Annotated in this window: 11 protein-coding genes; 10 read left to right on the top strand and 1 reads right to left on the bottom strand. The window is 70.4% G+C overall.

Annotation, left to right across the window (positions count from 1 at the left end; genetic code table 11):
* Window positions 1–3 precede the first annotated feature (3 nt).
* The 10 genes from pdxT (at window position 4) to ACZ37P_RS27870 (ending at window position 11,007) form a co-directional block, all read left to right on the top strand.
* Window positions 4–597, top strand: coding sequence for a pyridoxal 5'-phosphate synthase glutaminase subunit PdxT (gene pdxT / locus ACZ37P_RS27915; RefSeq protein WP_355332527.1), 594 nt, complete (start codon window positions 4–6; stop codon window positions 595–597).
* Window positions 598–663: 66 nt separating this feature from the next.
* Entirely contained in the window at window positions 664–1,416 is a 753-nt protein-coding gene (locus ACZ37P_RS27910) for a YebC/PmpR family DNA-binding transcriptional regulator (RefSeq protein WP_188285213.1), read from the top strand.
* 175 nt (window positions 1,417–1,591) lie between these two features.
* The gene (ruvC, locus tag ACZ37P_RS27905) at window positions 1,592–2,131 is read left to right on the top strand and encodes a crossover junction endodeoxyribonuclease RuvC (RefSeq protein WP_188285212.1); all 540 of its coding nucleotides are present in this window, start codon (window positions 1,592–1,594) and stop codon (window positions 2,129–2,131) included.
* Window positions 2,128–2,739 (top strand): Holliday junction branch migration protein RuvA, encoded by a 612-nt coding sequence (gene ruvA / locus ACZ37P_RS27900; RefSeq protein ID WP_355332522.1) that lies wholly within the window; start codon window positions 2,128–2,130, stop codon window positions 2,737–2,739. Before ruvC ends, ruvA begins: the two co-directional genes overlap by 4 nt.
* Before the next feature lie 84 nt (window positions 2,740–2,823).
* Complete coding sequence (ruvB, locus tag ACZ37P_RS27895) at window positions 2,824–3,888, top strand: Holliday junction branch migration DNA helicase RuvB (RefSeq protein ID WP_355332520.1); 1,065 nt, start codon at window positions 2,824–2,826, stop codon at window positions 3,886–3,888.
* A 163-nt stretch (window positions 3,889–4,051) separates the two neighbouring features.
* A complete protein-coding gene (yajC, locus tag ACZ37P_RS27890) occupies window positions 4,052–4,525 on the top strand; it encodes a preprotein translocase subunit YajC (RefSeq protein ID WP_355332517.1) in 474 nt (157 codons plus the stop codon).
* Window positions 4,526–4,603: 78 nt separating this feature from the next.
* Window positions 4,604–6,370, top strand: a complete 1,767-nt coding sequence (gene secD / locus ACZ37P_RS27885) for a protein translocase subunit SecD (protein WP_355332515.1) — start codon at window positions 4,604–4,606, stop codon at window positions 6,368–6,370.
* Window positions 6,370–7,566 (top strand): protein translocase subunit SecF, encoded by a 1,197-nt coding sequence (secF, locus tag ACZ37P_RS27880; RefSeq protein WP_355332512.1) that lies wholly within the window; start codon window positions 6,370–6,372, stop codon window positions 7,564–7,566. Before secD ends, secF begins: the two co-directional genes overlap by 1 nt.
* 169 nt (window positions 7,567–7,735) lie before the next feature.
* Window positions 7,736–8,296, top strand: a complete 561-nt coding sequence (locus ACZ37P_RS27875; RefSeq protein WP_355332509.1) for an adenine phosphoribosyltransferase — start codon at window positions 7,736–7,738, stop codon at window positions 8,294–8,296.
* A gap of 380 nt (window positions 8,297–8,676) precedes the next feature.
* The gene (locus ACZ37P_RS27870) at window positions 8,677–11,007 is read left to right on the top strand and encodes a RelA/SpoT family protein (protein WP_355333552.1); all 2,331 of its coding nucleotides are present in this window, start codon (window positions 8,677–8,679) and stop codon (window positions 11,005–11,007) included.
* A gap of 102 nt (window positions 11,008–11,109) precedes the next feature.
* Here ACZ37P_RS27870 and ACZ37P_RS27865 read toward each other — a convergent pair whose 3' ends face one another.
* Window positions 11,110–12,339 (bottom strand): DUF349 domain-containing protein, encoded by a 1,230-nt coding sequence (locus tag ACZ37P_RS27865; RefSeq protein WP_188285205.1) that lies wholly within the window; start codon window positions 12,337–12,339, stop codon window positions 11,110–11,112.
* Window positions 12,340–12,450 lie beyond the last annotated feature (111 nt).

Here is a 12,450-nt window from a genome sequence, read left to right as displayed (position 1 = left end):
ACGATGACCAGCTCTCCCACGATCGGCGTCCTGGCACTCCAGGGCGACGTCCGGGAGCATCTGACGGCACTGGCCGCGGCGGACGCCGCGGCGGGTCCCGTCCGGCGCCCGGAGGAACTGGCCGGAATCGACGGCCTGGTGATACCCGGCGGCGAGTCCACCACCATCTCCAAGCTCGCCGTGCTCTTCGGCCTGATGGAACCGCTGCGCGAGGCGATCCGCGGCGGCCTGCCGGTCTACGGCACCTGCGCGGGACTGATCATGCTCGCCGACAAGATCCTCGACCCCAGGTCCGGCCAGGAGACCTTCGGCGGCATCGACATGATCGTCCGCCGCAACGCCTTCGGCAGGCAGAACGAGTCCTTCGAAGCGGTCGTCGACGTCACGGGCGTCGAGGGCGGCCCGGTCGAGGGCGTCTTCATCCGCGCGCCGTGGGTCGAGTCGGTGGGTGCGGACGTGGAGGTGCTCGCCGAGTACGGTGGCCACATCGTCGCCGTCCGTCAGCGCAATGTGCTCGCCACGTCGTTCCATCCCGAACTGACCGGCGACCACCGGGTCCATGAATTCTTCGTGGACACTGTGCGCGCGGCGGGCTGACCGGATCCCGGTAGGATCGACGGCGCGACGAAAGACAGCATTTGGTGACGCGAAGGAGACAGTCGGATGTCCGGCCACTCTAAATGGGCTACGACCAAGCACAAGAAGGCCGTGATCGATGCCAAGCGCGGCAAGCTCTTCGCGAAGCTGATCAAGAACATCGAGGTCGCGGCGCGGACCGGTGGCGCCGACCCGGACGGCAACCCGACGCTGTTCGACGCCATCCAGAAGGCGAAGAAGAGCTCGGTACCGAACAAGAACATCGACAGCGCGGTCAAGCGCGGCGCCGGTCTCGAAGCCGGTGGCGCCGACTACCAGACGATCATGTACGAGGGCTACGGTCCCAACGGTGTCGCGGTGCTCATCGAGTGCCTGACCGACAACCGCAACCGCGCCGCGTCCGACGTGCGGGTGGCCATGACCCGCAACGGCGGCTCGATGGCCGATCCGGGCTCGGTGTCGTACCTGTTCAACCGCAAGGGCGTGGTGATCGTCCCCAAGGCTGAGCTGGGCGAGGACGACGTGCTGGACGCGGTGCTCGACGCGGGCGCCGAGGAGGTCAACGACCTCGGTGAGTCCTTCGAGGTGATCAGCGAGGCCACCGACCTGGTGCCGGTCCGCAAGGCGCTCCAGGAGGCCGGGATCGACTACGACTCGGCCGACGCCAACTTCCTGCCCACCATGCAGGTGGAGCTGGACGAGGACGGCGCGCGCAAGATCTTCAAGCTCATCGACGCGCTGGAGGACAGCGACGACGTGCAGAACGTCTTCGCCAACTTCGACGTCTCCGACGAGGTCATGGAGAAGGTCGACGCCTGAGCCGCGCTCAGGCGGTGACGCCGGGGCCGCGCGCGAGCGGACCCTGACGGACGGTCAGCCGGAGGGGCCGACGGGACACACCCCGTCGCCCCCTCCGCTGTTTGTCGGCCCCAACCGATAACCTGCACGAACAGGTTGGCGAAGACGGCGGCTGACGGGCGCGGAAGGGGGCGGCATGCGAGTGCTCGGCGTGGACCCGGGTCTGACCCGGTGCGGCATCGGAGTGGTGGACGGCGTTCCCGGACGCCCGCTGACGATGGTCGGCGTCGGCGTCGTACGCACCCCGGCCGACGCGGAGATCGGCGACCGGCTCGTCCTGATCGAACGCGGCATCGAGGAGTGGCTCGACGAACACCGCCCGGAGGCGGTCGCCGTGGAGCGGGTCTTCAGCCAGCACAATGTGCGCACCGTGATGGGCACCGCCCAGGCGAGCGCGGTCGCCATGCTGTGCGCCGCCCGCCGCGGCCTGCCCGTCCACCTGCACACCCCCAGCGAGGTCAAGGCCGCCGTCACCGGCAGCGGCCGGGCCGACAAGGCGCAGGTCGGCGCGATGGTGACCCGGCTGCTGCGGCTCGACGCCCCGCCGAAACCGGCCGACGCCGCCGACGCGCTGGCACTGGCCATCTGTCACATCTGGCGCGGCGCCGCCACCAACCGCCTCCAGCAGGCCATCGCCGCCCACCGCCCCGTACGACCCCAGGAGTCCGCCAAGTGATCGCCTTCGTCAGCGGCCAGGTCGCCGCGCTCGCCCCCGACACCGCGGTCATCGAGGTCGGCGGCGTGGGCATGGCCGTCCAGTGCGCCCCGAACACCCTGGCCGCGCTGCGGATCGGCCAGCCCGCCAAGCTCGCCACCTCCCTGGTGGTCCGCGAGGACTCGCTCACCCTCTACGGCTTCGCGGACGAGGACGAGCGGCAGGTCTTCGAACTGCTCCAGACCGTCAGCGGAGTCGGCCCCAGGCTCGCCCAGACGATGCTCGCCGTGCACACCCCGGACGCGTTGCGCTCCGCGGTCGCGGTCGGCGACGAGAAGGCGCTGACCGCGGTGCCCGGCATCGGCAAGAAGGGAGCGCAGCGGCTGCTCCTGGAGCTGAAGGACCGGCTGGGCGAACCGGTCGGCTCCGGCGCGGACCGGGGAATCGGCAGCCCGGTCGGCGACTCCTGGCGCGAGCAGCTGCACGCCGCGCTGCTCAGCCTCGGCTACGCCACCCGCGAGGCCGACGAGGCGGTCGCCGCCGTCACCCCGCAGGCCGAGGCCGAGCGGGAGCCGAACGTCGGCGCGCTGCTGCGCGCGGCCCTCCAGACCCTCAACCGCACCCGCTGACCGCCCTGTTGACGCCGCCGGCCGCACCCGTACCGGTGACGCCGGTCCGTACCGCCGACCCCACACCGACCCGAGAGACCAACCATGAACTGGGACGACGCCACCGACGAGCGGCCGGAGCGACTGGTCGGCGCCACCGCCGACCATGAGGACCAGGCGGTCGAGGCGGCGCTGCGCCCCAAGGACCTGGGGGAGTTCATCGGGCAGGAGCGCGTACGGCAGCAGCTCGACCTGGTGCTCAGGGCCGCCCGCCAGCGCCAGGGCACCGCGGACCACGTCCTGCTCTCCGGCGCCCCCGGCCTCGGCAAGACGACGCTGTCGATGATCATCGCGGCCGAGATGGGCGTGCCCATCCGGATCACCTCGGGACCCGCCATCCAGCACGCGGGCGACCTCGCCGCGATCCTGTCCTCGCTCCAGGAGGGCGAGGTGCTCTTCCTCGACGAGATCCACCGGATGTCACGGCCCGCCGAGGAAATGCTCTACATGGCGATGGAGGACTACCGGGTCGACGTGATCGTCGGCAAGGGCCCCGGCGCGACCGCGATCCCGCTGGAACTGCCGCCCTTCACCCTGGTCGGCGCCACCACCAGGGCCGGACTGCTGCCGCCGCCGCTGCGCGACCGCTTCGGCTTCACCGGCCACATGGAGTTCTACGCCCCCGCCGAGCTGGAGAAGGTCATCCGCCGCTCCTCCGGGCTGCTGGACGTCGAGGTCGCCGACGACGGCGCCGCCGAGATCGCCGGACGCTCCCGCGGCACCCCCCGGATCGCCAACCGGCTGCTGCGCCGGGTTCGCGACTACGCCCAGGTCAGGGCGGACGGTGTGATCAGCCGGGAGATCGCCGCCAAGGCGCTGGAGGTCTACGAGGTGGACGAGCGCGGTCTCGACCGGCTGGACCGGGCCGTGCTCCAGGCGCTGCTGAAGCTCTTCGGCGGCGGGCCCGTCGGCCTGTCCACGCTCGCCGTCGCGGTCGGCGAGGAGCGCGAGACCGTCGAGGAGGTCGCCGAGCCGTTCCTCGTCAGGGAGGGCCTGCTGGCCCGGACACCGCGCGGCCGGGTGGCCACTCCCGCGGCCTGGACGCACCTCGGTCTGGTACCACCGCACAATCCCGCCGGACCCGGACAGAGCGGGTTGTTCGGACCGTGACCGCCGATAGACTCGCCCCTTCAGGAACCCCAGTGCCATGCTTGGCGTTGTTCAGGCGGCGAGCCAGCGCTTAGACTCCGCCGACGCCCTTCCTCCGGATCGGCACCCACATCCCGAAACCCAGGCCAGCCCCACGTTGGCCGTGCGAAGGAACGTCCAGACCGTGAGTATCGTCACTCTCCTCCCCTTGGTCCTGATTGTTGGCGTCATGTTCATGATGACGCGCTCGGCCAAGAACAAGCAGCGCCAGGCACTGACCATGCGGAACCAGATGGAGCCCGGATCGGGCGTCCGCACGATCGGTGGCATGTACGCCGTGGTCAAGGAAGTGAACGAGGAGACGGTCCTCCTTGAGCTGACGGACGGGGTGCACGCACACTTCGCGAAGAACGCCATCGGCGCCGTGCTGGCCGAAGAGGAGTTCAACCGGATCGTGCACGGCATCGAGCCGGAGGAGATCGAGCACGACGACACCGAGGACACCGAAGGCGACGTCACCGCCGACGCGGCTTCCGGGGATGCCGCTGCGACGGACGACGTCAAGAAGGACGCCAAGGACTCGGGCGAGCACCGCATCGATCTGAGCAAGACCGAGGACGCGCCGGGGCAGGACGGCCCCGACTCCACGTCCAAGTAAGGGTCCGGCTCTCACAACTTCGTGGCCACCCCATGAGCGTGCAGGCTCAGGGGCGGTAGGACAGGGAGAATCAAGAAGGTGGCAGCAGCCAACAAGGGCCGCAGGCCGTCCCCGGGGAGTCAGGGATACCCCGGGCGCGCTCTGGCCGTGATCGTGATCGCCCTGGTGGCGCTGACCGGAGGAATGTTCCTCTCCGGCAACACCACTCCCCGACTGGGCATCGACCTGGCCGGCGGTGTCAGCATCACGCTGACCGCCAAGGCGGACCAGGGGAACGCGGTCACCAAGTCCAATATGAACACGGCGGTCAGCATCATCAACCGCCGTGTCAACGGACTCGGTGTCTCCGAGGCGGAGGTGCAGACCCAGGGATCGAACAACATCATCGTCAACATCCCCAAGGGCACCAACGCCGCCCAGGCCGAGCAGCAGGTGGGCACCACCGCGCAGCTCGCCTTCCGCCAGGTGCTGACCGCCGCGGACGGCAACCCGGCCACGGCCGCGCCCAAGCCCTCGGCCAGCCCCTCGGCCTCCGGCGGTACGACGCCGAAGCCGAGCGGCACGCCCAGCGCGACGGGCACCCCGAAGGCCACCGGGAGCACCACGTCCAGTCCGCAGGGCCGCGCCGTCACCGACGCGCTGAAGTCGAGTGTGAACAAGGCGCCGACACCGACGCCCACCGCGACGCCCAGCAACCCGGCGACCACGCCCGGCACGGGCGCCGCCGACCTGTCGATCCCCGCCGACCTCCAAGCGAAGCTCGACAAGCTCGACTGCACCGACCCCACGCAGCGCACCGCGGCCAGCAAGGGCACCAAGCCCGGTGACAAGGTCGTCGCCTGCGGTCAGCAGGGCAACCAGTGGATCAAGTACGCGCTCGGCCCGACGCTGATCGACGGCAAGCGCGTCTCCGGCGCCAGCGCGAACTTCGACTCGCAGCAGGGCAACGGCTGGGTCGTCAACCTGACGTTCGACTCCAAGGGCGCCAGCCAGTTCACCAAGGTCACCGGCGACCTCGCCTCCCAGGCCCAGCCGAACAACCAGTTCGCGATCGACCTGGACGGCAACGTCGTCTCGGCCCCGTCGGTCTCCCAGGCCCTGCCCGGCGGCAGCGCCCAGATCTCCGGCAGCTTCACCCAGAAGTCCGCCGAGGACCTGGCGAACGTGCTGAAGTACGGCTCGCTGCCCCTGGCGTTCTCCATCCAGGACACGACCACGGTCTCTCCCGCCCTCGGCGGCGAGCAGCTCCGCGGCGGTCTGATCGCCGGCGCCGTCGGCCTCGTCCTGGTCGTGCTCTACATGTTCGCCTACTACCGCGGACTGAGCCTGGTGGCGCTCGCGAGCCTCGTGGTCTCGGGCGCGCTCACCTACACGATCATGTGTCTGCTCGGTGAGGCGATCGGCTTCGCCCTGAACCTGCCCGCGGTCTGTGGTGCCATCGTCGCCATCGGTATCACCGCCGACTCGTTCATCGTCTTCTTCGAACGGATCAGGGACGAGCTCCGTGAGGGCCGCTCGCTGCAACCCGCGGTCGCCCGCGGCTGGCCGCGCGCCCGGCGCACCATCCTGGTGTCGGACTTCGTGTCCTTCCTCGCCGCCGCCGTGCTGTTCACCGTGACGGTCGGCAAGGTCCAGGGCTTCGCGTTCACGCTCGGTCTCACCACCGTGCTCGACGTCGTCGTGGTGTTCCTGTTCACCAAGCCGCTGATGACGATCCTCGCCCGTCGCCCGTTCTTCGCTCAGGGCCACAGGTGGTCCGGTCTCGATCCCAAGGCGCTCGGCGTGAAGGCGCCGCTGCGTCGGAGCGTCCGCCACAACCGGCCCACCGAGACGAAGGAAGCCTGATGTCCAAGCTCAGCAATCTCGGTCACCGGCTGCACCGCGGCGAGATCGCGTACGACTTCGTCGGCCACCGCAAGATCTGGTACGGCGTATCGATCCTGATCACGGTCGTCGCCGCGGTCGGCCTGGTGGTCAACGGCCTCAAGCTCGGCATCGAGTTCTCCGGCGGCGCGGACTTCACCACGGCCAAGACCTCCATCTCGGTCGCGGACGCGCAGAGCAAGATCGAGGGCCACACCGCCGGCCACGACGCGACGATCCAGAAGCTGGGCAGCGGAAAGCTCCGCATCCAGGTCAGCGACATCTCCACCGAGGCGTCCAAGTCCGTCCAGCAGAACATCTCCAAGGAACTGGGCATCCCGCTCAAGGACATCGACGCGCAGATCGTCGGTCCGAGCTGGGGCAAGGAGATCTCCCACAAGGCCCTTCAGGGTCTGATCATCTTCCTGGTGCTGGTGGTCGCCTATCTGGCCATCGCCTTCGAGTGGCGCAAGGCCGTCGCGGCACTGATCGCCCTGCTCCACGACCTCACGATCACGGTCGGTGTCTACGCCATCGTGGGCTTCGAGGTCACACCGGGCACGGTGATCGGTCTGCTCACCATCCTCGGTTACTCCCTCTACGACACCGTCGTCGTCTTCGACGGTCTGAAGGAGTCCACCAAGGACATCACCAAGCAGAACAGGTACACCTACAGCGAGATCGCCAACCGCAGCCTCAACGGCACCCTGGTGCGGTCGATCAACACCACGGTCGTCGCCCTGCTGCCGGTCGGCGCGCTGCTCTTCATCGGTGGCGGCATCCTCGGCGCGGGCATGCTCAACGACATCGCGCTCGCGCTGTTCGTCGGCCTCACCGCCGGTGCGTACTCCTCGATCTTCATCGCGACCCCGATCGTCGCGGACCTCAAGGAGCGCGACCCGGCGATGAAGCAGGTCCGCAAGCGGGTGCTCGCCCGCCGGGCCTCCGACGCCACGAAGGCCGCCGAGGCGGCCGCCCGCGGCGAGGAGCCCGCCGACCCCGAGGACGGGGACGGGGACGACGACGACCAGGCGGAAGCCGCAGCGGCCGGCGCCGGTGTGGTGGGCCCGCGGGCCCAGGGCACCGCCCCGGGCAGCCGTTCCGGCGGCACCCGCGGCGCGTCCGCCAACCGCGGTACCCGTGGTGGCCGCAACCGCCCCTCGGGCAAGCGGCGCTGACCGTGAATCGCCGCCGCCCGGTCGACACCGACCGGGCGGCGGCGATTTTCCGTTTTCCGACCCTCATCGACCGACCCTCGTCGACCGATGAGCGCTCCATGGCCCGAAGCGCCGTGGAACGACAAGCACGTCATGGACCGACGCGACATGAACCGACGAAAGTAGCGCGATGACCACCACGGACGCAGCCTCCGCCGAGCTCAGGGAACTGCTGCTCGGCCGCATCCGCGACGTACCGGACTACCCCCAGCCCGGCGTGATCTTCAAGGACATCACCCCGCTGCTGGCCGACCCCGTCGCCTTCAGCGCCCTGGTGGACGCGCTCGCCGCCCTGTGCGCGCGGCACGGCGCCACCAAGGTCGTCGGCCTCGAAGCCCGCGGCTTCATCCTGGCCGCCCCGGCCGCCGCCCGCGCGGGCCTCGGCTTCGTCCCGGTCCGCAAGGCGGGCAAACTGCCCGGAAAGACCCTGGCGCAGTCGTACGACCTGGAGTACGGCACCGCTGAGATCGAGGTGCAGGTCGACGCCTTCGCCGAGGGCGACCGCGTCCTGGTGATCGACGACGTCCTGGCCACCGGCGGCACCGCGGAAGCCTCGCTGGAGCTGATCCGGCGGACCGGCGCGACCGTCGCGGGCGTGGCCGTCCTGCTGGAGCTGGGCTTCCTCGGCGGCCGGGCGCGGCTGGCCCGGGTCCTGGGGGACGCCCCCCTGGACACCCTCGTCGCGATCTGACGCGCTCCGGGCCGCGTACGGGCTCTCGGGCCGCGTACGGGCTCTCGTACGCCATTCGGGTCCGCGGGGCCCGGTTGCGGCCTCCTACGAGCGTCCTGCGGCCCCGTACGGCGTACGCGGGGCCCGTACGGGGCCCTGAGGCGGGCGCCCGGCGGGCTCGGGCCCCCGCCTCTCGCCGCAGGTCGATACCATGGAACTTCTACCCCGCGTGAGGAGTGCTCTTGCCAGACCAGGCCCAGCCACTCGACGCCGCGGGCGGGAAGGAACCGGCCGCGGGTGGCACGGGGACGTCCGCCGACAGCCGGACCGCCGCACCCACCCCCGCTCCCGCGCCCGCCAAGCCCGCCGCGCCCGAACCGGCCGCGCCCGCCGTACGCCCGGTGCGTACGCCCGGCAGCGTCGCGCCGACGCGTCCCGGGGCCTCCTCCAGCCGCGTCCGTGCCCGCCTCGCCCGGCTCGGCGTGCAGCGCTCCAGCCCGTACAACCCGGTGCTCGAACCGCTGCTGCGCGTGGTGCGGGGCAACGACCCGAAGGGCGACAGCGCCCAGCTCCGGCAGATCGAGCGGGCCTACCAGGTCGCCGAGCGCTGGCACCGCGGCCAGAAGCGCAAGAGCGGCGACCCGTACATCACGCACCCGCTGGCCGTCACCACGATCCTCGCCGAACTGGGCATGGACCCCGCCACCTTGATGGCCGGGCTGCTGCACGACACCGTCGAGGACACCGAGTACGGCCTGGACGCGCTGCGCCGCGACTTCGGCGACCAGGTGGCGCTGCTGGTCGACGGCGTCACCAAGCTCGACAAGGTCAAATTCGGTGAGGCCGCGCAGGCCGAGACCGTGCGCAAGATGGTCGTCGCGATGGCCAAGGACCCCCGCGTCCTGGTGATCAAGCTCGCCGACCGGCTGCACAATATGCGCACGATGCGCTATCTCAAGCGCGAGAAGCAGGAGAAGAAGGCCCGCGAGACGCTGGAGATCTACGCCCCGCTGGCGCACCGGCTGGGCATGAACACCATCAAGTGGGAACTGGAGGACCTCGCCTTCGCGATCCTCTACCCCAAGATGTACGACGAGATCGTCCGGCTGGTCGCCGAGCGCGCCCCCAAGCGCGACGAATACCTCGCCGTGGTCACCGACCAGGTCCAGCAGGACCTGCGCGCCGCCCGGATCAAGGCCACCGTCACCGGCCGCCCGAAGCACTACTACAGCGTCTACCAGAAGATGATCGTCCGCGGCCGGGACTTCGCGGAGATCTACGACCTGGTGGGCATCCGCGTCCTGGTCGACACCGTCCGCGACTGCTACGCGGCGCTCGGCACCATCCACGCGCGATGGAATCCGGTCCCCGGCCGGTTCAAGGACTACATCGCGATGCCCAAGTTCAACATGTACCAGTCGCTGCACACGACGGTCATCGGGCCCAGCGGCAAGCCCGTCGAACTGCAGATCCGTACCTTCGACATGCACCGTCGCGCCGAGTACGGCATCGCCGCGCACTGGAAGTACAAGCAGGAGGCGGTGGCGGGCGCCTCCAAGGTGCGCACCGACAGCCCGCGGTCCGACAAGAAGGACGACGCGGTCAACGACATGGCGTGGCTGCGCCAGCTCCTGGACTGGCAGAAGGAGACCGAGGACCCCGGCGAGTTCCTGGAGTCGCTGCGCTTCGACCTCTCGCAGAGCGAGGTCTTCGTCTTCACGCCCAAGGGCGACGTGATAGCGCTGCCCGCGGGCGCCACCCCGGTGGACTTCGCGTACGCCGTGCACACCGAGGTCGGCCACCGGACCATAGGCGCCCGCGTCAACGGCCGCCTCGTACCGCTGGAGTCGACGCTCGACAACGGCGACACCGTCGAGGTCTTCACCTCCAAGGCCGCGGGAGCCGGGCCGTCCCGCGACTGGCTGGGCTTCGTCAAGTCGCCGCGGGCGCGCAACAAGATCCGCGCCTGGTTCTCCAAGGAGCGCCGCGAGGAAGCGGTCGAGCAGGGCAAGGAAGCCATCGCCCGCGCGATGCGCAAGCAGAATCTGCCGATCCAGCGGGTGCTCACGGGCGACTCGCTGGTCACCCTCGCGCACGAGATGCGCTACCCCGACATCTCCGCGCTCTACGCGGCGATCGGCGAGGGGCACATCACCGCGCAGTCCGTCGTGCAGAAGCTGGTCGACGCGCTCGGCGGCGAAGAGGGCGCCACCGAGGACATCGCGGAGATCACCACCCCCACACAGGGGCGCACCAAGCGGCGGGCCAACGCCGACCCCGGTGTCATCGTCAAGGGCGCCAGCGACGTCTGGGTCAAGCTCTCCCGCTGCTGCACCCCGGTGCCGGGCGACCCGATCATCGGCTTCGTCACCCGCGGCAACGGCGTCTCGGTGCACCGCGCCGACTGCGTCAACGTGGACTCGCTCTCGCAGCAGCCCGAGCGGATGATCGAGGTCGAGTGGGCGCCCACCCAGTCGTCGGTCTTCCTGGTCGCCATCCAGGTCGAGGCCCTCGACCGGTCCCGGCTGCTCTCGGACGTCACCCGCGTGCTGTCCGACCAGCACGTCAACATCCTGTCCGCGGCCGTCCAGACCTCCCGCGACCGCGTCGCCACCTCCCGCTTCACCTTCGAGATGGGCGACCCGAAGCACCTGGGCCACGTCCTGAAGGCGGTACGCGGCGTGGAGGGCGTCTACGACGTCTACCGGGTGACCTCGGGCCGCCAGAGGTAAGCGAGGCCGCGGGCGGGCGGGCACGACCCACCGGCCCGCGGACGCCCGACGGCCCCGGCGCTCATGGTGAGTGCCGGGGCCGTCGGGCGTGCGAGCGGCCGGTCAGCCGCCGAACTCGCCCATGCCCTTCAGGGCCGCGTCCAGCAGCGCCTGACGCCCGTCAAGCTCCGACTGGAGCTTGTCCGCCTTCGCGGTGTTCCCCGCGGAGCGCGCCGCGTCGATCTGCTTCTGGAGCTTCTCGACCGCCGCCTGGAGCTGACCGGTCAGACCGGCCGCCCGCGCCCGGACCTCGGGGTTGGTGCGCCGCCACTCGGCTTCCTCGGACTCGGCCAGCGCACGCTCCACCGCGTGCATGCGGGCCTCGATCCGCGGACGCGCGTCCCGCGGCACGTGCCCGATGGCCTCCCAGCGCTCGTTGAGCGAGCGGAAGGCGGCACGCGCCGACTTCAGCTCGGTCACCGGGAGCAGCTTCTCGGCCTCGACGACCAGCTCCTCCTTAAGCGCGAGGTTGTCGCGCTGCTCGGTGTCCCGCTCGGCGAACACCTCGGAGCGGGCGGCGAAGAAGACGTCCTGGGCGCCGCGGAAGCGGTTCCACAGATCGTCCTCGGCCTCGCGCTGCGCACGCCCGGCCGCCTTCCACTCCGTCATCAGCTCGCGGTAGCGGGCCGCGGTGGGCCCCCAGTCCGTCGAGTTCGACAGCGACTGCGCCTCGGTGACCAGCTTCTCCTTCGTCCGCCTGGCCTCCTCGCGCTGCGCGTCGAGCGACGCGAAGTGCGCCTTGCGGCGCTTGGAGAACACCGAACGGGCGTGGCTGAAGCGGTGCCACAGCTCGTCGTCCGCCTTGCGGTCGAGTCGCGGCAGGCCCTTCCAGGTGTCGACCAGGGCGCGCAGCCGCTCGCCCGCGGTCCGCCACTGCTCGCTCTCGGCGAGCTGCTCGGCCTCCGCGACAAGCTGCTCCTTGGCGACCTTCGCCTCTTCGCTCTGCTTCGCCCTGGCCGCCTTGCGCTCCTCGCGCCGGGAGTCCACCAGTGCGACCAGCGCGTCGAGCCGTTCGCCCAGCGCCGCCAGATCGCCCACCGCGTGCGCCTCGGTCACCGAGACGCGCAAGTGCTCGATCGCGGCCAGCGCGTCCTTGGGCGCGAGATCGGTGGTCCGCACCCGTCGTTCGAGGAGGCCGATCTCCACGACGAGTCCTTCGTACTTGCGCTCGAAGTAGGCGAGCGCCTCCTCAGGAGAACCCGCCTGCCACGAACCGACCTCCTTCTCCCCGTCGGCCGTACGCACGTACACGGTCCCCGTCTCATCGACGCGGCCCCACGGGTCGCTGCTCACAGCGCCTCCTCCACGTGATGCCCGGCCGGCTCACGGCCGGACATCTTCCACAGAATTTCACCGGTTGGGCCGCACGCCCTGACCGGTCCAACGCCAACATAGGCGACCAGC

The sequence above is a fragment of the Streptomyces sp. NPDC024632 genome (assembly GCF_055559175.1).
The sequence above is the reverse complement of the archived record's forward strand: the minus strand, read 5'-3'. Positions and strand labels throughout refer to the sequence as shown.

What these genes read in the sequence shown, in the direction of transcription:
- ACZ37P_RS27910 (WP_188285213.1), top strand. Translation starts at nt 664, where the DNA reads ATGTCCGGCCACTCTAAATGGGCTACGACCAAGCACAAGAAGGCCGTG.
- ruvC (WP_188285212.1), top strand. Translation starts at nt 1,592, where the DNA reads ATGCGAGTGCTCGGCGTGGACCCGGGTCTGACCCGGTGCGGCATCGGA.
- ruvB (WP_355332520.1), top strand. Translation starts at nt 2,824, where the DNA reads ATGAACTGGGACGACGCCACCGACGAGCGGCCGGAGCGACTGGTCGGC.
- ACZ37P_RS27875 (WP_355332509.1), top strand. Translation starts at nt 7,736, where the DNA reads ATGACCACCACGGACGCAGCCTCCGCCGAGCTCAGGGAACTGCTGCTC.
- secF (WP_355332512.1), top strand. Translation starts at nt 6,370, where the DNA reads ATGTCCAAGCTCAGCAATCTCGGTCACCGGCTGCACCGCGGCGAGATC.
- pdxT (WP_355332527.1), top strand. Translation starts at nt 4, where the DNA reads ATGACCAGCTCTCCCACGATCGGCGTCCTGGCACTCCAGGGCGACGTC.